The 22,252-nt window shown below is 63.6% G+C and carries 18 protein-coding genes; 12 read left to right on the top strand and 6 right to left on the bottom strand.

Going from position 1 to position 22,252, the window contains the following annotated elements; translation table 11 throughout:
• Nucleotides 1-84: 84 nt before the first annotated feature.
• Both guaD and ACIU1A_RS30230 read right to left on the bottom strand, forming a co-directional pair.
• The gene (guaD, locus tag ACIU1A_RS30235) at nt 85-1,398 is read right to left on the bottom strand and encodes a guanine deaminase (RefSeq protein ID WP_404925998.1); all 1,314 of its coding nucleotides are present in this window, start codon (nt 1,396-1,398) and stop codon (nt 85-87) included.
• A gap of 2 nt (nt 1,399-1,400) precedes the next feature.
• Nucleotides 1,401-2,618, bottom strand: coding sequence for a urate hydroxylase PuuD (locus ACIU1A_RS30230; protein ID WP_404925997.1), 1,218 nt, complete (start codon nt 2,616-2,618; stop codon nt 1,401-1,403).
• Nucleotides 2,619-2,755: 137 nt separating this feature from the next.
• Here ACIU1A_RS30230 and ACIU1A_RS30225 point away from each other — a divergent pair, with 137 nt between their 5' ends.
• The 3 genes from ACIU1A_RS30225 (at nt 2,756) to ACIU1A_RS30215 (ending at nt 6,021) form a co-directional block, all read left to right on the top strand.
• Nucleotides 2,756-3,676, top strand: a complete 921-nt coding sequence (locus tag ACIU1A_RS30225; RefSeq protein WP_404925996.1) for a LysR substrate-binding domain-containing protein — start codon at nt 2,756-2,758, stop codon at nt 3,674-3,676.
• A gap of 108 nt (nt 3,677-3,784) precedes the next feature.
• Nucleotides 3,785-4,768: an LLM class flavin-dependent oxidoreductase gene (locus tag ACIU1A_RS30220; RefSeq protein ID WP_404925995.1), complete on the top strand. Its 984-nt coding sequence runs from the start codon at nt 3,785-3,787 to the stop codon at nt 4,766-4,768.
• The gene (locus ACIU1A_RS30215) at nt 4,765-6,021 is read left to right on the top strand and encodes an LLM class flavin-dependent oxidoreductase (protein WP_140567840.1); all 1,257 of its coding nucleotides are present in this window, start codon (nt 4,765-4,767) and stop codon (nt 6,019-6,021) included. Before ACIU1A_RS30220 ends, ACIU1A_RS30215 begins: the two co-directional genes overlap by 4 nt.
• Nucleotides 6,022-6,034: 13 nt before the next feature.
• Here the strand turns inward: ACIU1A_RS30215 and xdhC are convergent, their stop codons facing one another.
• From xdhC to uraH, 4 genes are all read right to left on the bottom strand, one after another.
• A complete protein-coding gene (gene xdhC / locus ACIU1A_RS30210) occupies nt 6,035-7,042 on the bottom strand; it encodes a xanthine dehydrogenase accessory protein XdhC (RefSeq protein ID WP_404925994.1) in 1,008 nt (335 codons plus the stop codon).
• Nucleotides 7,043-7,103: 61 nt separating this feature from the next.
• Nucleotides 7,104-9,449, bottom strand: a complete 2,346-nt coding sequence (xdhB, locus tag ACIU1A_RS30205) for a xanthine dehydrogenase molybdopterin binding subunit (protein ID WP_404928037.1) — start codon at nt 9,447-9,449, stop codon at nt 7,104-7,106.
• Nucleotides 9,449-10,930: a xanthine dehydrogenase small subunit gene (gene xdhA, locus ACIU1A_RS30200; RefSeq protein ID WP_404925992.1), complete on the bottom strand. Its 1,482-nt coding sequence runs from the start codon at nt 10,928-10,930 to the stop codon at nt 9,449-9,451. Before xdhA ends, xdhB begins: the two co-directional genes overlap by 1 nt.
• 3 nt (nt 10,931-10,933) lie before the next feature.
• Nucleotides 10,934-11,308 carry a hydroxyisourate hydrolase gene (gene uraH, locus ACIU1A_RS30195; RefSeq protein ID WP_404925991.1) on the bottom strand — a complete coding sequence of 125 codons (375 nt, stop codon included), beginning with the start codon at nt 11,306-11,308 and terminating at the stop codon, nt 10,934-10,936.
• 201 nt (nt 11,309-11,509) lie between these two features.
• Between uraH and puuE the strand changes: the two genes are divergently transcribed.
• From puuE to ACIU1A_RS30150, 9 genes are all read left to right on the top strand, one after another.
• The gene (gene puuE / locus ACIU1A_RS30190) at nt 11,510-12,934 is read left to right on the top strand and encodes an allantoinase PuuE (RefSeq protein ID WP_404925990.1); all 1,425 of its coding nucleotides are present in this window, start codon (nt 11,510-11,512) and stop codon (nt 12,932-12,934) included.
• A 10-nt stretch (nt 12,935-12,944) separates the two neighbouring features.
• Nucleotides 12,945-13,808: a bifunctional allantoicase/(S)-ureidoglycine aminohydrolase gene (locus ACIU1A_RS30185; RefSeq protein ID WP_404925989.1), complete on the top strand. Its 864-nt coding sequence runs from the start codon at nt 12,945-12,947 to the stop codon at nt 13,806-13,808.
• Nucleotides 13,805-14,308, top strand: coding sequence for an ureidoglycolate lyase (locus ACIU1A_RS30180; RefSeq protein WP_140501180.1), 504 nt, complete (start codon nt 13,805-13,807; stop codon nt 14,306-14,308). The genes ACIU1A_RS30185 and ACIU1A_RS30180 overlap by 4 nt, the downstream gene beginning before the upstream one ends.
• Entirely contained in the window at nt 14,308-14,901 is a 594-nt protein-coding gene (locus ACIU1A_RS30175; RefSeq protein WP_140501182.1) for a nucleoside deaminase, read from the top strand. Before ACIU1A_RS30180 ends, ACIU1A_RS30175 begins: the two co-directional genes overlap by 1 nt.
• A 92-nt stretch (nt 14,902-14,993) precedes the next feature.
• The gene (locus ACIU1A_RS30170; RefSeq protein WP_404925988.1) at nt 14,994-16,979 is read left to right on the top strand and encodes a CocE/NonD family hydrolase; all 1,986 of its coding nucleotides are present in this window, start codon (nt 14,994-14,996) and stop codon (nt 16,977-16,979) included.
• Nucleotides 16,980-17,132: 153 nt separating this feature from the next.
• Complete coding sequence (locus tag ACIU1A_RS30165; RefSeq protein ID WP_404925987.1) at nt 17,133-18,719, top strand: ABC transporter substrate-binding protein; 1,587 nt, start codon at nt 17,133-17,135, stop codon at nt 18,717-18,719.
• Nucleotides 18,720-18,734: 15 nt separating this feature from the next.
• Nucleotides 18,735-19,694 carry an ABC transporter permease gene (locus ACIU1A_RS30160; RefSeq protein WP_140512803.1) on the top strand — a complete coding sequence of 320 codons (960 nt, stop codon included), beginning with the start codon at nt 18,735-18,737 and terminating at the stop codon, nt 19,692-19,694.
• A gap of 11 nt (nt 19,695-19,705) precedes the next feature.
• Nucleotides 19,706-20,530, top strand: a complete 825-nt coding sequence (locus ACIU1A_RS30155) for an ABC transporter permease (RefSeq protein WP_140512801.1) — start codon at nt 19,706-19,708, stop codon at nt 20,528-20,530.
• Nucleotides 20,530-22,185 carry an ABC transporter ATP-binding protein gene (locus tag ACIU1A_RS30150; RefSeq protein ID WP_140501254.1) on the top strand — a complete coding sequence of 552 codons (1,656 nt, stop codon included), beginning with the start codon at nt 20,530-20,532 and terminating at the stop codon, nt 22,183-22,185. The genes ACIU1A_RS30155 and ACIU1A_RS30150 overlap by 1 nt, the downstream gene beginning before the upstream one ends.
• Nucleotides 22,186-22,252: the final 67 nt, after the last annotated feature.

The raw sequence follows: 22,252 nt of genomic DNA, 5'->3' as shown, positions 1-22,252 counted from the left end.
TCCCCTGTCAACGTCGCCGCACGCTTTGACGGATGGTTGCCGCCGGGTCAAGCCCGGGTCAAGCAAGGAACGCGCCGTCACGTTCTAAATTGCCAAATCGGTCTTTGCCGGCCGACCCGCCACATAGACCTCGCGCACGGCGCGATCATCGCCCAGCGTCTGCAAGAGAAAGAGTTCCTGCGCCAGCGTCTCGACAGTCTCCATCCTGAGCCGCATCGACGACGTCGCCCTGGCGTCCAGCACGACGATATCGGCATCGGTGCCTTCCTCCAGTGTGCCGATCCTTTGCGCCACCGACAGCGCCTCGGCGTTGCCGCGCGTGACCTGCCAGAAGGACTGGAACGGGTTCAGCTTCTCGCCGTTCAGCGCGATCACCTTGTAGCCCTCGTCCATGGTGCGCAGCATGGAATAGTTGGTGCCGCCACCGACATCGGTGGCGGCGGCGATGCGGAGGGCTTTATCGCGCGTGCGGTAGCGCTGATAGTCGAACAGGCCGGAGCCGAGGAAAAGGTTCGAGGTCGGGCAGAACACGGCTACGGAGCCGCTGTCCGAAAGCGCGTCCGCTTCCCGCTCCGACAGATGGATGCAATGGCCGAGCAGGCTCTTTCTCCCCAACAGCCCGTAATGCTCATAGACGTCGGTGTAATCGCGCGACCACGGATAAAGCTCCTGCGTGAAGGCGATCTCGGCATGGTTTTCCGACAGATGCGTCTGGATGTGCAGGTCGGGGTGTTCGCGGCATAGCGCGCCGGCCATCTCCATCTGCTCCGGCGACGAGGTGATCGCGAAGCGAGGGGTGATGGCATAAAGCTGCCGGCCCTTGCCGTGCCACTCCCTGATGAGCGCCTTGCTGTCGTCATAGCCCGATTGCGGCGTGTCGAGCACGCCATCGGGCGCGTTGCGGTCCATCATCACCTTGCCGGCGATGTTGAGCATGTTGCGGTCATGCGACTCGGCGAAGAAAGCTTCTGCGGAGGCCTTGTGCACGGAGCAGTAGGCGGCGACCGTCGTGGTGCCGTGGCGCACCATCTCGTCGAGGAACAGCCGCGCGACGCGCCGGCCATGCTGCGCATTGGCGAACTTCGTCTCCTCCGGGAAAGTGTAGGCGTTTAGCCAATCGAGCAGTTCGGCGCCGTAGGAGGCGATGATCTGCATCTGCGGGAAATGCACATGGGCATCGATGAAGCCCGGAAGCAGCAGATGCGGCCGGTGATCAATCCTTCTCGCTGTCTCGTCTGCGTTCCTTTCAACATCGACGTAAGCGCCCGCAGCGACGATCCTGCCGTCGTGGATCAGCAGGCCGCCATCCTCCTCGTAGCGCCAGGCGGAATGATCATCGATGCTTTCAGGCCAGCGCACGAAGGACAGCGTGCGGCCACGCAGAAGTGTCGATGTCATGCTTATTTCCCCGCGCCTTCGAACCAGGCCACCAGCAGCGCCCGCTCCTTGTGGGTGATCTGGCTGACATTGGCGGGCGGCATGGCATGGCTGCGGCCGGCCTGCAGATAGATCTCGCGGGCATGCTCGGCGATGCCGGCGTCGGTATCCAGCATCACGCCCTTGGGCGCATGGTAGATGCCCTCGTAGACCGGCTCCTGTGAATGGCACATCGAGCAGCGGCCGAGCACGGTGTCGCGCACGGCCGGGAAATGGGCCGAGGCGATATAGACTTGCGCCGAGGCGGACGCCTTTGGTTCGCCGGTCAACACCTTCGGCACGGTGGACAACCAGACGATGATGAGGAACAGGACAAGGGCGCCCAGCCAGGTCCAGTGCGGGTTGCCGGCGCGCTTGTGCACGGTGTTGAAGTAGTGGCGGATCAACACGCCGATGATGAACACCAGGGAGGCGATGATCCAGTTGAACTCAGTGCCGAACGCCAGCGGGTAATGGTTCGACAGCATCAGAAACAGCACCGGCAGCGTCAGGTAATTGTTATGGAGCGAGCGCTGCTTGGCGATCTTGCCGTATTTCGGATCCGGCTTGCGGCCGGCGATGAGGTCGGCGACGACAATCTTCTGGTTGGGGATGATGACCATGAAGACATTGGCCGACATGATCGTGGCGGTGATGGCGCCCAGATGCAGGAAAGCGGCGCGGCCGGTGAACAGATGGGTCAGTCCCCAGGCGATGAACACCAGCACGCAGTAGAGCACCAGCATCAGGCCTGTATCGCTTTTGCCCAGCGGCGAACGGCAGAGCAGGTCATAAACCACCCAGCCGACGCCGATCGTCGCCATCGACAGGACGATGCCGACCGGCACAGACATCGGCAGCACGTTGGGATCGATCAGGAACAGGTCGGCCCCCGCATAGTAGACCACGCACAGCATGGCGAAGCCGGACAGCCAGGTGGCGTAGGATTCCCATTTGAACCAGGTGAGGTGTTCCGGCATCTCGGCCGGCGCGACCAGGTATTTCTGGATGTGATAGAAGCCGCCGCCATGCACCTGCCACTCCTCGCCGAAGGCGCCGGCAGGCATGCCCGGTCGCTGGCGCAAACCGAGATCGAGCGCGACGAAATAGAAGGACGAGCCGATCCAGGCGATGCCGGTGATGACATGCAGCCAGCGCACGGCAAAGCTCAGCCAGTCCCAGAAAATAGCGAAATCCATCATTGAAGTCGTCCCTGCCGATGAAGCGACTTTACGGTGTGGCGCGCAAACGGAAAGAGGCGAGGTGTGCGATGACTTTCAAAAAAATTGGAAAATACTAGGTTGCTCGCACGCAGCTTGATTGAAAGCCACTGAACCGCATGGCCTATCTCGACAACATCGCCGTCTTCGTCCGCGTCGTCGAGCTCGGCAATTTGTCAGCGGCCGGGCGCGACATGCGCATTTCGCCGGCGGTTGCCTCCAACCGCATCAAGGAGCTGGAGAAGCACCTTGGTGTGCGGCTGTTCAACCGCACGACACGACAATTGATGCCGACCGAGCATGGCACGGTGTTCTACACCGGCGCCAAGCAGGTGCTGGAAGCGATCACCGAGGCGGAGGCCGCGGTCTCGGCCCTTTCCGGCCAGCCGCGCGGCACCATCCGCGTGACCGCGCCGCTCGGCCTCGGCCGCCGCCTGGTCGCCTCGGGCATTCCCGATTTCCACGACAAATACCCTGATATCGAGGTGCGGCTGAGGCTCTCGGACCACAATGTCGATATCATGAAAGAGGGTATCGACGTCGCCTTTCGGCTCGGTATCATCGAGGATTCCAGCCTCAGGATGCGCGGCATCATGGAATGCGAGCGGGTGCTGGTCGCGGCACCCAAATATCTGGAGGCGCGCGGAGAGCCGGCCGAGCCGCAGGAACTGATCAGCAGGAAGCACGATTGCCTGATGCTGCGCTATTCCGGCGCGCGCGAATATGTCTGGATCCTGCAGACGCCGAACGGGCCGCAGAAATTCGAGGTGCACGGGCCCTATGATACGGACGATGGCGACGTGCTGACCGGCTGGGCGCTGTCGGGGCGCGGCATCATCAACAAGCCGCGCTTCGAGGTCGAGCCGTTCATCCGCGACCGGCGGCTGAAGATCATCCTGGCCGGCACGCCGCCCACGCCGGTGCAGTTCGCCGCCGTCTATCCGCACAAAAAGCTGCAGGACCCGAAAGTGCGCCTGCTGCTGGATTTCATGGCCGAGCGCTGCCAACGGCTGATCAAGGACATACTGGTCGGCAAGTGAGCGGCTCCTGGCCCAGTCGAAAGGGTTGCGTTGCGCGAAGGCAAACTTAGGTTCGCGGATGCCGCCTCATGGCCGATGGGCTTTGCGCCGACTGACGAGCAAACCACAATGCATCTAGCCGTTTCGCTCAACATTGCCTCCACGGCCGGGCAGGCCGGCGCGCTCACCTTCAGCGACTTGGCCGGCTTCGCGCAGCGGGCGGAAGCGGCCGGGCTGGACATGATTGTTCTCGACGATGCGCCGCCGGGCAGGGCCGGGTCGGGCAACCCGTTCGAAGCGACGACCCTGCTTGCCGCACTGGCGACCGTGACGAGCAGGATCGGGCTGGTCGCCACCGCGTCGATGGTTGCCCACCAGCCCTACAATCTGGCGCGCCGGTTCGCCTCGCTCGATATCATCAGCCACGGTCGCGCCGGATGGAACGCAACGATGGCGCAGGCGCCGAGCGAGGCGGCCAATTTCAGCCGGCCGGATGGATTTTCCAGCGACGAGTTTCGCCGCCGCTCCGAGGAATATATCGGCATCGTCCAGGGCTTGTGGAATGGCTGGGAGGCGGACGCGCTGTTGTTCGACAAAGACAGCGGCCGCTTTCACGATCCCGGAAAAATGCACCAGCTCGACCACAAGGGCGAATTCTTCGCCGTGCGCGGACCGCTGAACGTGGCGCGTTCGCCGCAGGATACGCCGGTTCTGGTCCTGTCCGGCCTGGCGGCAGGCGACCTCGACATTGCCGCGCGCACAGCCGATGTCATCCTGCTGGGCGAAAGGCGGGCAGCGCGGCGCAAGGCACGCCATGACGAATTCAGGCGCCGCGTTTCCGCGTCCGGGCGCGAACCGGATGCCGTGAGAATATTGGCTGACATATCCCTCGCCGCCAACGGCGTCGCCGGGCTGGCCGACAGGATGGAGGAAGAATTCCGGGCGAACAATTGCGACGGATTCAACATCCGGCTGTCCGCGCACATTTCAGCGCTCGACGATTTCACCAATCGCGTTCTGCCGGAGCTGCGGCGGCGCGGGCTGTTTCGACAGAGCCATGGGGGCACAACGCTGCGCTCGCATCTGGGACTCAGCGGCGGAGGCGACCGATGACCGCGCGCCAGATGAAGCTCGGCGCCTTTCTGTGGGCGACGGGCCACCATATCGCCGCCTGGCGGCATCCCCAGGCCCATGTGAAGGCCGGGATCGACATCGATCATTACGTCGCGCTGGCACGCACGGCGGAAGCGGCGAAATTCGACCTGTTGTTCTGCGAGGATGCGGCCGGCCTGCGCGAAGCCGATGTCAGCATCGCCAGCCAGACCTCGCGTTCGATCGGCTTCGAGCCGATCAGCCTGCTTTCCGCACTCGCTGTCCAGACCAGCCGCATCGGCCTCGTCTCCACGGCTTCGACCAGCTACAACGAGCCTTACGGGCTGGCACGAACCTTCCTTTCGCTCGACCAGCTGAGCGGCGGGCGCGCCGGCTGGAACCTGGTCACGTCGGCCAGCCCAATCGAGGCCGCCAACTTCGGCGCAACGGGTCTCAGACCCCACGCCGATCGTTATGAACGGGCACGAGAATTCGCCGAAGTCGTCACCAGGCTTTGGCACGGCAAGCTCGGCGCCTCCGGCCATGACGGCCAGAGCTTTTCGGTGTGCGATCCACTCGATTTGCCGCGTTCGCCGCAGGGCGCCCCGGTCATGGTTCAGGCCGGCGCCTCGGATGTCGGCCGCGATCTCGCCGCTCGCACCGCCGATGTGGTGTTCACCGCCGCGCAGACTTTCGCGGAAGCGAAGGCTTTCTACGACGATCTCAAGGGCCGTCTGGCGGCCTATGGACGCGAACCGGACGACATCAAGATCATGCCCGGCGTCGCCCCGGTGGTGGCGGAAACCGAAGCGGAAGCGCGGGCGAAATACGAGGAGCTGCAGGAGCTGATCCCCGATGACGTCGGCGTAGCGCTGCTGTCCAGCTATCTCAGCATCTCCGATCTTCGGCGCTATCCGCTCGACGGGCCGCTGCCCGAATTGCCGGAGAGCGAAGGCATGAAAAGCCGGCAGGCCCTGGTCATCGAGCAATCGCGCCGCGACGGCCTTTCCATCCGCCAGCTTGCCCGCCATTTCGCTGGCGCACGCGGCCATTGGCGCATCGTCGGGACCGCGGTGCAGATCGCAGACGAACTCCAGGCCCGGTTCGAGGGCGGTGCGGCGGACGGCTTCAACGTCATGCCGTCATATTTCCCCGGCGAACTCGATGCCTTCGCCACCCTGGTCGTGCCGGAGCTGCAGCGGCGCGGCCTGTTTCGTAGGGATTATGAGGGCCGCACACTGCGCGATCATCTGGGCTTGAAGCAACCGGTATAGCCGCGACGTGACCTTACCCGGCCGTCGTCCTATCATGCGGCACCTGGTGCTCGGCATTTGCCGCGGCGCCGTGATTGACCAGCGCCGTCATGATCTCGGCGGCCGCTAGCGCGGCAATGACGGATGGGCGCTTGTCTTTCACGGCATCACCGCCAATTGGGGAAACGAGGCGGGCAAACTGCGCTTCCGTGCCCTCAGCCGACTTCAGGAACCAATTCCTGAATGTCGCTTTCTTGGTCTTTGAGCCGATCATGCCGACATAGGCGGTGTCATCACGCTTCAGGGCTTCGGCGACAATCAGGAAGTCCAGCGCATGATCATGGGTGAGGATGGCGAAGGCGCTGCCTGCAGGCGCGTTGCGCACCTCGGCTTCAGGCATCGGGGTCAGCCGCGTCTCGATGGCTTGCGGCATTCCTTCAAGCGCGTCGGCCCGTGTTTCGATGACGACGGCACGCACAGGGAGAAGGGCGACCGCGGAGGCCAGCGCCTGGCCGACGTGGCCGCCGCCGAAAATGTAGACATAAGGCAGTTCAGCCTGCTCGATCTCCGCGGCCGAAATCAGCTCCTGCGCCAACGTCGCATCGACGAGGCGGATCGACACTTCGACACGCCCGCCACAGCATTGGCCGATCTCCGGGCCGAGCGCCACGTCGAAGATCACGCGGGTGTCGGGGCGGGTTTCTTCACCCTCCCCCTCAGGGGGAGGGTCGGACGGCAAAGTCGTCTGCGGGGCTGTGAACGCCACTCCCCCACCCCGTTTCGCTGAAGCCGCTTCGCGGCGTCCGCTCGCCGACCCTCTCGACAAGGGGGAGGGTGAAGAACCAAGCATCTGCCTAGCCTTGTCGATGGCCATATATTCCAGTTGGCCGCCGCCGATCGTGCCCGATGTCGCCGCTTGCGAGACAAGCATGAAGGCGCCCTTCTCGCGCGGCGTCGAGCCCTTCGTCGCCGCGACCTCGACGAGCGCGACCCGGCCGGCTTGGCCAAAAAAGGCTTTCAGGCTTTGCACAGTCGCGTTCATTTTCACATTCCCTGTCGGGAAATATAGGCCTTTTCGGCCTGTTTTGCACGTGTTGCCGGTGTCAGGCCTTCGCCTCTTGCTTCAGCCGCTCGATCGCCATCAGCACGCGTTCCGGTGTCGCAGGCGCATCGAGACGCGGACAGATCCTGTGGTCGGCGACGCTGGCCACCGCGTCAGACAGGGCATGCAGCACCGACATGCCGAGCGGGAAGGGCGGCTCGCCGACCGCCTTGGAGCGGTGGATTGTCGGCTCACCGGCCTCCGGCCAATCGGCCAGTGTCACGTTGAAGATCTTGGGCCGGTCCGAGGCCAACGGGATCTTGTAGGTCGACGGCGCATGGGTGCGCAGCCGACCCTTCTCGTCCCACCACAATTCCTCCGTCGTCAGCCAGCCCATGCCCTGGATGAAACCGCCCTCGACCTGGCCGAGGTCGATGGCGCGGTTCAGCGAGCGGCCCGTCTCGTGCAGGATGTCGGTGCGTTCGACCATGTATTCGCCGGTCAGCGTGTCGACCGAGACTTCCGAGCAGGAGGCGCCATAGGCGAAATAATAGAAAGGACGGCCCTCGCCCTTGTCGCGGTCCCAGTGGATCTTCGGCGTCTTGTAAAAGCCGGCCGCCGAAAGCTGGATGCGGGCCATATAGGCCTGCTTGACGAGGTCGGCGAAAGGTATCTCCTGGTTGCCGATGCGCACCCTGTTGGGCAGGAACAGCACCTGGTCGCGTGGCACCTGGTATTTCTCGGCGGCGAAATCGGTCAGCCGGTCCTTGATCTGGCGGGCGCCGTTCTGCGCCGCCATTCCATTGAGGTCGGTGCCGGACGACGCGGCGGTGGCCGAGGTGTTCGGCACCTTGCCGGTGGTCGTCGCGGTGATCTTCACCTGGTCGAGATCGATCTGGAACTCTTGCGCCACCACTTGCGCCACCTTGACGTTGAGGCCCTGCCCCATCTCGGTGCCGCCATGGTTCAGATGCACCGAACCGTCGGTGTAGACATGCACCAGCGCGCCGGCCTGGTTGTAATGCGTGGCGGTAAACGAGATGCCGAACTTGACCGGCGTCAGTGCGAGGCCTCGCTTGATGAAGCGGCTGTTGTTGTTGAAGGCCGAGATTTCGCGCCGGCGCCTTGCATAACTGGCGCTTTCTTCCAGTTCCGCCACGATGCGGTGGATGATGTTGTCCTCGACCACCTGGTGGTAGGGCGTGACGTTGCGGTCGGCGGTTCCATAGAAATTCCGCTTGCGGATCTCAAGCGGGTCCTTGCCGACGGCAAACGCCACCTCGTCGATGATGCGCTCGGCGCCGACCATGCCTTGCGGGCCCCCGAAGCCCCGAAAGGCTGTGTTCGAGACCGTGTTGGTGTAGAGCGGCGCCGACTGCGCATGCACCGCCGGCCAGAAATAAGTGTTGTCGCAGTGGAACAGCGCGCGGTCGGTGACCGGGCCGGAAAGATCCGCAGAAAAGCCGCAGCGCGCCGCGAACATGAAGTCGACGCCGAGAATATTGCCCTCATCGTCGAAGCCGGCTTCGTAGTCGATGAGGAAATCGTGCCGCTTGCCGGTGGCGATCATGTCATCATCGCGATCGGGCCGGATTTTCACTGCCCGATGATGCTTCTTGGCGGCGATCGCGGCCAGCGCGGCGAACTGGTTGCCCTGCGTTTCCTTGCCGCCGAAGCCGCCCCCCATGCGGCGCATTTCCACGGTAATGGCGTTGCTCGGCACGCCGAGTGCATGACCAACCATGTGCTGGACTTCGCTCGGATGCTGCGTCGAGGAATAGATGGTGACGTCCTGATCCTCGCCGGGAACCGCCATCGCGATATGCCCTTCGAGGTAGAAATGCTCCTGGCCGCCGACGCGCATTTTTCCTTTCAGCCGGCGGGGGGCCTGACGGATCGCAGCAGCCGCGTCGCCGCGCTTCAGCGTCAGAGGCGGCGTGACGAGTTTGTCCCTGGTCGGATCGAGCGCGCCGATGTCGGTGACGAAAGGCAATTCCTCGTATTCGACCCTTGCCAGCCTGGTGGCGCGCCGCGCCTGCTCGCGCGTCTCGGCAATCACGCAAAAGATCGGCTGGCCGAAAAACTGTACCTCGCCGTCGGCGAGTACCGGCTCGTCATGGCGCCCGGTCGGCGAAATGTCGTTCTCGCCCGGCACATCCTTTGCCGTGAGCACGTCGATCACGCCGGGGGCGGCGCGCGCCGCCGACAGGTCCATTTTGGCGATGGTGGCATGCGTGGCCGTGGCCAAGCCGAGGCAGCCATGCAGCGTGCCCGCCGGTTCGGGCATATCGTCGATGTAAACGGCGCTGCCGCTGACATGCTTGTGCGCGGAATCATGGCGCTGGTCTGTGGCGACGCCGCCGACGATCTTTTCGGCCTTTAAATTGGCGCTGGCGTGCTTGTTCATCATGCCGCCTCGTTGCGCGACACCTGGAACGGTGCCCTGGTGCCGGTGGTTTCGACAAAGAAACGCAACAACAAGTTTTTCGCCGCCAAAGCCCGATATTCAGCGCTCGCCCGCATGTCGGTGAGCGGCGTGAAATCCGTTGCGTATTCGGCCATCGCAGCCTCGACTGTTTCTTCGGTCCAGGGCTTGCTGAGCAGTGCCTTCTCGACGTTCGCAGCCCGCTTCGGCGTCGCCGCCATGCCGCCATAGGCGATGCGGATATCGGCCACGGTGCCGTCCCTGGCCAAGGTCAGAAAAAACGCGCCGAGGGCGGCGGTGATATCCTCGTCGCGGCGCTTGGTGATCTTGTAGACGGCGAACTTCGTTTCGTTTGCCGGAACCGGCACATGCACGGCCTCGACGAACTCGCCGGCCTGCCGGTCCTGCTTGCCATAGGCGATGAAGAAATCCTCGAGCGGGATCGTGCGCCGCTTGCTTCCACGGCGCAGCGTCAGCCGCGCGCCGAGCGCGATGAATGGCGGCGGTGTGTCGCCGATCGGCGAGCCATTGGCGATGTTGCCGCCGATCGTGCCCATGTTGCGCACCTGTTCGCCGCCGATGCGATCGAACAATGGCCCGAGCGCCGGGATGCGTTTCGACAGCATCGCGAAGGCATCGGAATAGGTGACGCCGGCGCCGATCGAGATCACGTCCTTGTCCTCGGCAATGGCGCACAGCCCGTCGAGATTGCCGATGAAGATGACAGGCGAAATATCGCGCATGTGCTTGGTCACCCAGAGACCGACATCGGTCGAGCCGGCGACGATGGTGGCGCCCGGTTCCTTGTCGAGCACGGCGGCGAAATCGTCAACGTCAGCCGGCACGACGAGCCGCGCCTTGCCGGCGCCGATCTCGATCCGTGCCCCGTCGCCCATCGCCTCGAATCTGGCCATGATCGACTGACGCTCCAGCGCAAGCGGATCCTTCTGTGCTTTGCCGTAGCTGGAGATGGCGCGGGCCGCGCGCATGATCGCCTCATAGCCGGTGCAGCGGCAGAGATTGCCCTGCAAGGCCTTTTCGATGGCCGCGTCCGACGGTTCCGGTGATTTCATCCACAAGCCGTAAAGCGACATGACAAAACCTGGCGTGCAGAAGCCGCATTGCGAACCGTGGAAATCCACCATCGCCTGCTGCACCGGGTGCAACTGGCCCGGCGTTCCACGGAGATGCTCGACCGTCACGACATGGGTGCCGTCCAACGAACCCAGAAAGCGGATGCAGGCGTTGACACTTTCATAGACCAGTTCGCCGGCGGAAAGCCTGCCGACCAGCACGGTGCAAGCGCCGCAATCGCCCTCTGCGCAGCCTTCCTTGGTGCCGCGCAGCGATCGGTCGAGCCGCAGCCAGTCGAGCAAGGTCGCGTCAGGCGCCACGGATGACAGCACGACATCCCTGCCGTTGAGGATAAAACGAATATCGTTACGGATCTTGACCTCGGCCACGTCTCAGCTCCCCCTGTAAGTCGAATAGCCGTAGGGCGAGACGAGCAGCGGCACATGATAATGCACGGCATCCGCCATGCCGAAGCGGATCGGCACGGTGTCGAGGAAGGCCGGCTCGGGCAGTTTCGTTCCCTGGCGCCGCAGATAGTCGCCAGCGGCGAACACAAGCTCGTATTCGCCGGTCTGGAAATCCGCGTCGGCCAAAAGCGGTGCGTCGCAACGGCCGTCGGCGTTGGTGGCGACCGTCTTGAGATGCGTCCTGGCCGAGCCATCGATCCGGTAGAGCGCGATCGACAATCCCGCCGCGGGCTTGCCGGTCGCCGTATCCAGCACATGGGTCGTCAGACGTCCGCCATCGATTTTCGACGTTTCTGCCATTGTCCGCCTCCCATTCCAACACGAACAAACCGGCCGGTACAGCCAAACATTGCTGATGAATTGTGCGCCAATTAAAGGCGATGCATAAGTCCCGGTCGAGCGGAGTGCGACAAAAACACTTTCAAAAATTTTCGGGGGAATGCGAGAAGCACCCTTTCGATATCCTGATCATACTTCGGGCGATGCCCCGTGGGAGGGACGATGCGTTACACCAGAGACATGCGCGGCTACGGAGCCAATCCGCCGGATCCCAAATGGCCCGGTGGCGCGCATGTGGCCGTGCAATTTGTCGTCAATTACGAAGAAGGCGGCGAGAACTGCGTCCTGCATGGCGACAAGGCTTCGGAAGCCTTCCTGTCGGAAATCGTCGGCGCGGCTCCCTGGGCGGGCCAACGCCATTGGAACATGGAATCGATCTACGAATATGGGGCGCGGGCAGGCTTCTGGCGGCTGCTTCGCCTGTTCAACGAGGCCGAGGTGCCAGTGACCTGTTACGGCGTCGCCACGGCACTCGCCCGCTCGCCCGATCAGGTGACGGCGATGCAGGATGCCGGCTGGGAGATCGCCTCGCACGGACTGAAATGGATCGACTACCGCGACCACAGCGCCGAGGACGAGCGCCGCGACCTCAAGGAGGCGATCCGGCTGCACTACGAAGTGACAGGCGCGCGCCCGACGGGCTGGTACACCGGCCGGACGTCGATCAACACCGTGCGGCTGGTGGCGGAGGAAGGCGGCTTCGACTACGTCTCCGACACTTATGACGACGAGCTGCCCTACTGGTTCGCGGATGACGGGACCGACAGGCCGCAGCTCATCATCCCCTACACGCTCGATGCCAACGACATGCGCTTCGCCACGCCGCAGGGCTTCAACTCGGGCGACCAGTTCTTCGCCTATCTGAAGGACAGTTTCGACACGCTCTATGCCGAAGGCAAGGCTGGGCGGCCGCGCATGATGAATATCGGCCTGCACTGTCGCCTCGTCGGGCGGCCGGGGCGGGTGGCGGCGCTGAAGCGCTTCGTCGACTATGTGAAGTCGCACGACAAGGTCTGGCTGGCGCGGCGTATCGACATCGCCAGGCATTGGCGCGAGACCCATCCATACAAGCCGCCGGTGCTGCGCCCTTCGAGGATGGAATTCGAGGCCTTCGTGCATGCTTTCGGCGGCGTTTTCGAACATTCGCCGTGGATAGCCGAGCGCGCTTACGAGCTGGAACTTGGCCCGGCGCACGACAGCGCCGGCGGCCTGCACAATGCGCTCTGCCGCGTTTTCCGCGCCGCAAGCGAAACGGAGCGGCTCGGCGTGCTCAACGCCCATCCCGACCTTGCCGGCAAGCTGGCAAGGGCCAGGCGGCTGACGGCTGAATCGGCCAGGGAACAGGCTTCGGCCAGCCTCGATGAGCTGACCGACAAGGAGCGCGAGCTGTTTTCCAAGCTCAATGCCGCCTACGTCACCACCTTCGGTTTCCCGTTCATCATCGCGGTGAAGGGTAAGACCAGGCAAGAAATCCTGGCGGAGTTCGAAAGGCGCATCGGCAACAGCCGCGGCGTCGAATTCGAGACCGCCTGCAAACAGGTCGAGCGCATCGCGCTCTTCCGCCTCAAGGACATGCTTCCGCAATAGGTTTGAACCCATGGATACGATCAGGATGCCCGAGCGAACCTATTATGCTCCACATGGCGGCCATTCCGGCCAGAGTGAGCTTCTGACCGGCCGCGCCGTCTTCACCGAGGCCTATGCCGTCATCCCCAAGGGCGTGATGCAGGACATCGTCACCAGCGCCCTGCCATTCTGGGACAAGACCCGCGTCTGGATATTGTCGAGGCCGCTGTCGGGCTTTGCCGAGACGTTTTCGCAGTACATCGTCGAGATCGCGCCCGGCGGTGGCAGCGACCGGCCGGAACCCGATGCCGGCGCCGAGGGCGCCTTGTTCGTGGTCGAAGGCGAACTGACCGTCCTGCTTGCCGGCGAAAGACATGTCTTGCGGCCGGGCGGCTTCGCCTTCCTGCCGCCGTCGAGCGGCTGGACTGTTCGCAACGAAAGCAATGCGGCTGTCCGCTTTCACTGGATACGCAAGGCTTATGAGTCCGTCAGCGGCCTCGAGGTCCCGCAAGCCTTCTTCACCAACGAGCAGGACATCGGGCCGACGCCGATGCCGGGTACCGACGGCCGTTGGGCGACGACGCGCTTCGTCGATCCGGCCGACATGCGCCATGACATGCACATGACCATCGTCACCCTCGAACCGGGCGCGGTCATTCCCTTTGCCGAGACCCATGTCATGGAGCACGGGCTCTATGTCCTGGAAGGCAAGGCCGTCTACCGGCTCAACCAGGACTGGGTCGAGGTGGAGGCCGGCGACTATATGTGGCTGCGCTCCTTCTGTCCGCAGGCCTGCTATGCCGGCGGACCGGGAAAATTCCGCTATCTGCTCTACAAGGACGTCAACCGGCACGCCAAGCTCGGCGGTGCCGGGATCGCGGGGCGTGCGCCGTGACCCGCATCGTCGCGCGGCCGCTGACCCGCGAGGGCTTTGCCCCGTTCGGCGATGTCATCGACATGGGCGGCGACAACCACTACCCGATCAATGGCGGCAAGGCCGAGCGCTACCATGATCTGGCGACCGCCGAGGCGGTAGGGCCGAATGCGCGCGTGCTGATCTCGATGGTGCGCGGCACGCCTTACGAATTGCCGCTGGCGCTGACCATGGTCGAGCGTCACCCGCTCGGCAGCCAGGCCTTTGTCCCGCTGTCGCCACGACCGTTCCTGGTCGTCGTCTGTCATGACGGCAAGGACGGTCCGGCCGAGCCGCATGCCTTCATCACCAAGCCAGGGCAAGGCATCAATTATTCACGCAATCTATGGCACGGCGTACTGACGCCATTGGGTGAGCCCCAGGATTTCCTGATCGTCGACCGTGGCGGCGACGGCTCCAATCTCGAAGAATTCCATTTTTCGCACGCCTACGAGATTCATCTCCCCGACGAGATCCTTTGATGACCGACATTTCGCTGATCGACCGCCTGCTCGACGTGATCGAGCACGACATCGTGCCGAAGACGCAGGAAGGCGTCGCCCATGGCAACAAGCTGTTCGGCGCGGCGATCCTGAAGAAAGGCGACCGCTCGCTGGTGCTGGCCGAAACCAACAACGAGATCGAAAACCCGCTCTGGCATGGCGAAGTGCACTGCCTGAAACGCTTCTACGAAATGCCCAAAGCCGAACGTGTCGACACCAAGGAGGCCATCTTCCTGGCCACGCACGAGCCCTGTTCGCTCTGCCTGTCGGCGATCACCTGGACCGGTTTCGACAATTTCTACTATCTGTTCAGCCACGAGGATTCGCGCGACAGTTTTGCCATCCCGCACGATCTGAAAATCCTGAAAGAGGTCTTCACCCTCGATCCCGGCGGTTACAATGCCGAGAATGCCTATTGGAAGAGCTTTTCGATCCGCAGGCTGGTGCGGGCGCTGCCCGAGGCGGAACGCGGGCGGCTGGAGGCGCGCATCGGCAAGATTGCAGCACTTTATGAAGCGCTCTCTGGCGACTACCAGGCCAACAAGGCCGAGAACGACATTCCGCTGAACTGAGGGCACCAAGCAGCGGCACAGGTCGCATATTCCGCTGCTCCAGTCGCGAATGGCGATTGAAACTTGCCGCGCCGCGAGGCGTTATGCGCGCCATGAAAACCGTCACCGAGTTTCCCCGCAAGGTCGTCGAATTCCCTGATATGGCCATCGTCATGCCGGATGGCTGCCGGCTGTCGGCGCGGGTATGGATGCCGGAAGATGCCGGCGACGATCCGGTGCCTGTCATCCTCGAGCATCTGCCCTACCGCAAGCGCGACGGCACCATCTTTCGTGACCAGCTGACGCATCCCTATTTCGCCGGCCACGGCTATGCCTCGATCCGTGTCGACATGCGCGGCAATGGCGATTCCGAAGGGCTGATGGACGACGAATATTCCGAGCAGGAATTGCAGGACGCCTGCGACGTCATCGCCTGGGCGGCGGCTCAACCCTGGTGCAACGGCAATGTCGGCATGATGGGTATTTCCTGGGGCGGCTTCAACTGCCTGCAGGTGGCCGCCAAGCAGCCGCCGGCGCTCAAGGCGGTGATCAGCCTGTGCTCGACCGTTGATCGCTATGCCGACGACATCCACTACAAGGGCGGCTGCCTGCTGCTGGAAAATTTCGGCTGGGCCTCGACAATGCTGTCCTATTCGTCACGGCCGCCGGACCCGCTGCTGGCGGGCGACAACAGATGGCGCGACCTGTGGCTCAGCCGGCTGGAGAACCAGTCGTTCCTTTTGCCACTCTGGCTTGGCCACCAGCACCGCGACGCCTACTGGAAACGGGGCTCAATCTGCGAGGATTTCTCCGCCGTCAAGGCCGCGGTGCTATCAATCGGCGGCTGGCATGACGGCTACCGCAACACCATCTCGCATCTCGTCGCCAACATCGAGGCGCCGGTCAAAGGCATTGTCGGCCCGTGGATCCACAAATACCCGCATTATGCCGGGCCCCAGCCGGCAATCGGCTTCCTGCAGGAAGCGCTGCGCTGGTGGGACCGCTGGCTGAAGGGTATCGAGACCGGCGTCGAGGCCGACCCGGCCTACCGCGCCTATGTGATGGACAGCGTGCGGCCAGCGCGCTGGCATCCGGAACGGCCGGGCCGCTGGGTGGCGGAGCGGCAGTGGCCTTCGCCCGACATCAAGACGCAAACGATCGAATTGATCCCGGCGGGCGGTAAATCCGTCACCATCGCTTCGCCGCAAAGCTGTGGGCTGGCCGGCGGTGAGTATTTCCCGTTCACCTTCGGCCCGGAATTGCCGGGCGACCAGCGTCCCGACGACGCGCTGTCGGTGTGTTTCGACCAGCAGGAACTCGCCGAGGCGATCGACATCGTCGGCGCACCGGAAGTCGACGTCCGGTTATCCTGCGACCGTCCGCAGGCCAACATCGCGGTGCGGCTTTGCGACGTGCATCCCGATGGCGCCTCGGAACTGATCTCCTATGGCGTGCTCAACCTCACGCACCGCCTCTCGCACGAATTCCCGCAAGCGCTTGTCCCCGGCGAGAGCGTTTCGGCACGCGTCGTGCTCGACCAGTGCGCCTATCGCGTGCCGGCCGGCCACCATTTGCGCATAGCCGTCTCGAACGCCTATTGGCCCATGATCTGGCCCTCGCCGGAGCCGGTCCGCCTGAGCCTGTCGGCGGCGACGCTGAAGCTGCCGCTGCGCCCGTTGGCGACGGGCGACGAGGTCACGTTCGCCGCGCCGGAGGCTGCTTCCCCCTGGGCAACCGAGACCATCCGCCCGGCCAATTCGGAACGCCGCGTCGACCGCGACGAGAAGACCGGCATCGTCACGCTTTCCATAGAAGACGATTTCGGCGAGGTGCGCGATCTTGCACATGGCCTGGCGAACGGCAGCATCGCCCGCGAGACCTGGACGATCCATCCGGACGATCCGTTGTCGGCTGGGGGACGGACGCATTGGACGCAAACCCTGTCGCGAAGCGGATGGTCGGTGCGCACCGAAACATCGGCCGAAATACGCTCGGACGCCAAAAACTTCATCGTAAGCGCCCGAATTGAAGCTTACGAAGGCGAAAAACTCGTCTTCGAACGCGATTTTGAACAGGCGGTTCCGCGCTCGCTTGTTTGAGCGGCAAGGCATTGGTCCAATTGCGACGTGCCATTTACGCCACGGCATGTCGCATTCGGTCTTGCTTACCGCTTTCCCTTGCGGTCATTATTCCCCTCACAAGAAACAAGAAAACGACCACTAAGGTCGAACCAACAGAGTGAGGAACTCAAAATGTCAAACGAACTGGAATTCCTTAGCCGACGTGTCGCTTCAGGCAAGCTCAGCCGTCGTGATTTTCTCGGCCGGGCGGCAGCGCTCAGCGTCACCGCGACCTTCGCCAACTCACTGCTTTCGAGCGCGGCGCGCGCAGCCGGCCCGGTCAAGGGCGGCACGCTCAAGGCAGGCCTGGTCGGCGGCGAGTCCACCAATAGCCTGGATCCAGCCCTATTCATGACGCAGGTGCCATTCGCCTTCGGCAAAATGTGGGGCGAACTGATTGTCGAGCTTTCCCCCGAGGGCAAGCTCGAGAACCGCATCGCCGAGGAGATCGGCTCGTCCGACGATGCCAAGGTCTGGACGCTGAAGATCCGCGACGGCGTCGAGTTCCACAATGGCAAGACGGTGACCGCCGAAGACGTCGCCGCCACGCTCGAGCGTCATTCGGACGAGAAGTCGAAGTCCGGCGCGCTCGGCTACATGAAAGGCATCGAAAGCATCAAGGCCAGCGGCAAGGAAGTGGTGCTGACGCTGAAGGAGGCCAATGCCGATCTGCCCTACCTGCTCAGCGACTACCACTTGATCGTCCAGCCCAATGGCGGCAAGGACAAGGCCGATGCCGGCATCTCGGCGGGCCCCTACAAGGTCACCACCAACGAGCCCGGCGTGCGCCATGGCGGCGAGCGCTTCGCCAATTACTGGCAGGGCGACAAGATGGGCCATGCCGACCAGATCGAGATCATCGTCATCAACGACGCCACGGCCCGTACGGCAGCCCTGCAGGGCGGCCAGGTCAACATGGTCAACCGCGTCGAGCCGAAGATCGTCGACCTGATCAAACGCGTGCCGGGCGTCACCATCCGCAACCATGCGGGACCGGGCCACTACGTCTTCATCATGCACTGCAACACGGCGCCGTTCGACAATAACGACCTCAGGATGGCGCTGAAGCTGGCGATCGACCGCGAAGAAATGCTGAAGAAGGTGCTGCGCGGTTACGGTTCGCTCGGCAATGATTTCCCGATCAATGCCGCCTACCCGCTGTTCACCGAGATCGAGCAGCGCACGTATGATCCGGACAAGGCCAAGTTCCACTACAAGAAGTCGGGGCATGACGGTGCGGTGCTGCTCAGGACCTCCGACGTCGCCTTCCCCGGCGCCGTCGACGCGTCCCAGCTTTTTCAGCAGAGCGCGGCCAAGGCCGGCATCCAGATCGAGCTCAAGCGCGAGCCGGGCGACGGCTACTGGAACGAGGTCTGGAACAAGCAGCCCTTCTGCGCCTCCTATTGGGGCGGACGCTCGACCCAGGACCAGATGTACTCGACTGCCTACCTGTCGACCGCCGACTGGAACGACACGCGTTTCAAGCGCCCGGATTTCGACAAGATGGTGCTGGCGGCGCGCGCCGAGCTGGACGAGGCCAAGCGCAAGGCGATATATCACGACATGGCCGTCATGGTACGCGACGAAGGCGGCCTGATCCTGCCGATGTTCAACCAGTTCATCGACGCCACCGGCGCCAAGGTGGGCGGCTGGGTGGACGATCCGCACCAGGAGTTGATGAATGGCTACGCCCTGGCAAAGTGCTGGCTCGAAGCCTGAGCCGGCCTTGCCCAGATGTCCTCACCCATCGTGAAATTGGTGGCCCAGCGCGTTGCGCTGGGCATCCTCCTTTTGTTGGCCGTCTCGGTCCTGATCTTCGCCGGCACACAGATCCTGCCCGGCGACGTCGCGCAAGCCATCCTGGGGCAGTCGGCGACACCGGAATCGCTCGCCAATCTGCGTGAGCAGCTTGGGCTCAACGACCCGGCCTATATCAGGTATTTCCGCTGGCTCGGCGGCGTTTTGACCGGCGATCTCGGGACCGCCATGTCGAGTGGACAGGATATCGCGACATCGATCAAGGGCCGGCTGTGGAACACGCTGTTCCTCGCCTTCTGGGCGGCGATCGTGGCCATTCCGCTAGCCATAACGCTTGGCCTGATCGCGGTGCGCTACCGCAACGGCTGGGTCGACAAGCTGATCTCGGGACTGGCGCTCGCCTCGACCTCCTTCCCGGAATTCTTCATCGGCTACTTGCTGGTCTTCTACTTCGCGGTTCAGCATCAGTGGTTCCCCGCCATCTCGACCGTCTATGACGGCATGCCTTTCGGTGAACGCATGCAGGCGATCGCGCTGCCGGCGGCGGCGCTGACGCTGGTGGTGCTTGCCCATATGATGCGCATGACGCGCGCGGCGATCCTAAACGTCATGCAATCGGCCTATGTGGAGACCGCCGAGCTCAAGGGACTCTCGGCTTTCGCGGTCATCCGCAAACATGCCTTCCCGAACGCCATCGCGCCGATCATCAACGTGGTCATGCTCAACCTCGCCTATCTGATCGTCGGCGTGGTCGTGGTCGAAGTGATCTTCGTCTATCCCGGCATGGGGCAGTATCTGGTCGATCACGTCACCAAGCGCGACGTGCCGGTGGTGCAGGCGGTCGGACTGATCTTCGCCGCCGTCTATATCGGCCTCAACATCATCGCTGACATAGCGGCAATCGTCGCCAATCCGCGCCTGAGGCATCCCAAATGAAGAGGGCGGGCATGCTCGACATCAAACGCATCCCCGTGCCCGCGCTGGTCGGCCTGGTGCTGACGGCCCTGTTCGTGCTGGCCGCCATCTTCGCGCCGTGGCTTGCGCCGCACGGCAATGGCGAGATCGTCGGCGACGTCTGGGAGCCCATGTCGGCCGCGCATTGGCTGGGCACCGACAACCTTGGCCGCGATCTGCTGTCGCGCATGATCTATGGTGCGCGCATCACCCTGTTCATCGCAGTGCTCGCCACGGCGTTGTCCTTCTCGCTTGGCGCCATTCTCGGCTTTTCGGCGGCGGTGTTCGGCGGCTGGTTCGACACGCTGCTGTCGCGCCTCGTCGATCTCCTGATGTCGATCCCGACGCTGATCATGGGCCTTGTCGTGCTCTCGGTGCTGCCGACAAACCTGGTGACGCTGATCCTGGTGATGGGCATTCTTGACTCGACCCGCGTCTACCGCCTGTCGCGCGCGGTGGCCGTCGACATCAACGTCATGGATTATGTCGAAGCCGCCAAGCTGCGCGGCGAAGGCAGCGCCTGGATCATCTTCCGCGAGATCCTGCCCAATGCGCTGTCGCCGCTGGTCTCGGAACTCGGCCTGCGCTTCATCTATGCCGTGCTGTTCCTGTCGACGCTCTCCTTTCTTGGCCTCGGCGTACAGCCGCCGGATGCCGACTGGGGCGGCATGGTCAAGGAAAACAAGGACGGCATCGTCTTCGGCATTGCCGCGGCGCTCATACCGGCGGCCGCGATCGCGGCGCTTGCGATCTCGGTCAATCTCGTCGCCGACTGGGTGCTCAACCGCACGACAAGCCTGAAAGGAGGACGCGGATGATGGCCGACAGCAAAGCGAAATCCAGCCCGCTCCTCGATATCCGCAACCTGCGCATCGAGGCCATGGTCTACCCACCGGGCGAAGCGCCAAAGACCATCACGCTCGTCCATGACGTCTCGCTGACCCTGGAAAAGGGCAAGGTGCTCGGCCTGATCGGCGAATCCGGTGCCGGCAAGTCGACCATCGGCCTGTCTTCGATGGGTTATGGGCGCGGCGGCGTGCGCATCACCGGCGGCGAGGTGCTCCTCAACGGCCGCGACATCCTCAAGGGCGGCAAGGAAGGTTTCCGCAGGCTGCGCGGCCGCGAGGTCTGCTATGTCGCGCAGTCGGCGGCAGCGGCGTTCAACCCGGCGCACAGGCTGATGGACCAGGTTGTCGAAGCCACCCTCCTGCACGGCAGGGCGACGCGCGCGGAGGCCGAGAAACGCGCCGTCGCGCTGTTCAAGAAGCTGAGCCTGCCCAATCCCGAAACCATCGGCGAGCGTTTCCCGCACCAGGTCTCCGGAGGCCAGCTGCAGCGTGTGATGACGGCGATGGCGCTGTGCTCGGAACCGGACCTGATCGTCTTCGACGAGCCGACGACGGCGCTCGACGTGACGACGCAGATCGACGTGCTGTCGGCGATCAAGGACGCCATCCGCGACACGCATGTGGCCGCGCTCTACATCACCCACGACCTCGCCGTCGTCGCCCAGGTGTCGGACGAGATCATGGTGCTGCGCCACGGCCGGCTGGTCGAATGGGGCGGCACCCGCCAGATCATCAAGGAGCCGCGCCAGGAGTACACCAACGCTCTGGTGTCAGTGCACGAGATCGAACACGCCGAGCAGAAACCCGGCGTCTCGCCATTCCTGTCCGTGAAGAACGTCACCGCCGCGTATGGCGGCGGTCATGTCAAGGTGCTGAAGAACGTCTCCGTCGATATCTATCCCGGCCAGACGCTGGCGGTGGTCGGCGAGTCCGGCTCCGGCAAGTCGACGCTGGCGCGCGCCATCACAGGGCTCCTGCCGCCCGAACAGGGCACGGTGACCTTCGACGGGCGCCCGCTTGCCAACCGACTTGCCGACCGGCCGAAGGAGGATCTGCGGCAGCTGCAGATGATCTACCAGATGGCCGACGTGGCCATGAACCCGCGCCAGACCGTCGGCACCATCATCGGCCGGCCGCTGGAGTTCTATTTCGGCATGCGGGGACGTGAGCGCGACCGGCGCGTCGCCGAATTGCTCGACGAGATCGAGATGGGCAAAGGCTTCCTCGACCGCTATCCGGCGGAGTTGTCGGGCGGCCAGAAGCAGCGCGTCTGCATCGCCCGCTCGCTCGCCGCCAAACCGAAGCTGATCATCTGCGACGAGGTGACCTCGGCGCTCGACCCGCTGGTGGCCAACGGCATTCTCAAGCTTTTGTTGAACCTGCAGCAGCACGAGAAGGTCGCATATCTCTTCATTACCCACGACCTTGCGACGGTAAGGTCGATCGCCGATTCGATCGCGGTGATGTATCGCGGCGAGGTGGTCCGTTACGGTTCCAAAAGCAAGGTGCTCACACCGCCTTTCGATGCCTATACCGACCTCTTGCTGTCCTCGGTTCCGGAAATGGAGATCGGCTGGCTGGAAAAGGCGATCAAGGGGCGACGCATGGCGAGCGCCGGGAACTAGGCAGCGGTTCGCCAGTCAAGGAGATGACGACCGTGATCCGCATGCAACACTGGAGGGCCACGCGTCC

The organism is Mesorhizobium maamorense, from assembly GCF_044998965.1.
Classification (GTDB): Bacteria; Pseudomonadota; Alphaproteobacteria; order Rhizobiales; family Rhizobiaceae; genus Mesorhizobium.
This window is presented reverse-complemented; position numbering and strand designations above follow the sequence as displayed.

Coding starts and splice junctions, on each gene's coding strand:
- guaD (WP_404925998.1), bottom strand. CDS start 1,398: ATGACATCGACACTTCTGCGTGGCCGCACGCTGTCCTTCGTGCGCTGG.
- ACIU1A_RS30230 (WP_404925997.1), bottom strand. CDS start 2,618: ATGATGGATTTCGCTATTTTCTGGGACTGGCTGAGCTTTGCCGTGCGC.
- ACIU1A_RS30225 (WP_404925996.1), top strand. CDS start 2,756: ATGGCCTATCTCGACAACATCGCCGTCTTCGTCCGCGTCGTCGAGCTC.
- ACIU1A_RS30220 (WP_404925995.1), top strand. CDS start 3,785: ATGCATCTAGCCGTTTCGCTCAACATTGCCTCCACGGCCGGGCAGGCC.
- ACIU1A_RS30215 (WP_140567840.1), top strand. CDS start 4,765: ATGACCGCGCGCCAGATGAAGCTCGGCGCCTTTCTGTGGGCGACGGGC.
- xdhC (WP_404925994.1), bottom strand. CDS start 7,042: ATGAACGCGACTGTGCAAAGCCTGAAAGCCTTTTTTGGCCAAGCCGGC.
- xdhB (WP_404928037.1), bottom strand. CDS start 9,449: ATGAACAAGCACGCCAGCGCCAATTTAAAGGCCGAAAAGATCGTCGGC.
- uraH (WP_404925991.1), bottom strand. CDS start 11,308: ATGGCAGAAACGTCGAAAATCGATGGCGGACGTCTGACGACCCATGTG.
- puuE (WP_404925990.1), top strand. CDS start 11,510: ATGCGTTACACCAGAGACATGCGCGGCTACGGAGCCAATCCGCCGGAT.
- ACIU1A_RS30185 (WP_404925989.1), top strand. CDS start 12,945: ATGGATACGATCAGGATGCCCGAGCGAACCTATTATGCTCCACATGGC.
- ACIU1A_RS30175 (WP_140501182.1), top strand. CDS start 14,308: ATGACCGACATTTCGCTGATCGACCGCCTGCTCGACGTGATCGAGCAC.
- ACIU1A_RS30170 (WP_404925988.1), top strand. CDS start 14,994: ATGAAAACCGTCACCGAGTTTCCCCGCAAGGTCGTCGAATTCCCTGAT.
- ACIU1A_RS30165 (WP_404925987.1), top strand. CDS start 17,133: ATGTCAAACGAACTGGAATTCCTTAGCCGACGTGTCGCTTCAGGCAAG.
- ACIU1A_RS30160 (WP_140512803.1), top strand. CDS start 18,735: ATGTCCTCACCCATCGTGAAATTGGTGGCCCAGCGCGTTGCGCTGGGC.
- ACIU1A_RS30155 (WP_140512801.1), top strand. CDS start 19,706: ATGCTCGACATCAAACGCATCCCCGTGCCCGCGCTGGTCGGCCTGGTG.
- ACIU1A_RS30150 (WP_140501254.1), top strand. CDS start 20,530: ATGGCCGACAGCAAAGCGAAATCCAGCCCGCTCCTCGATATCCGCAAC.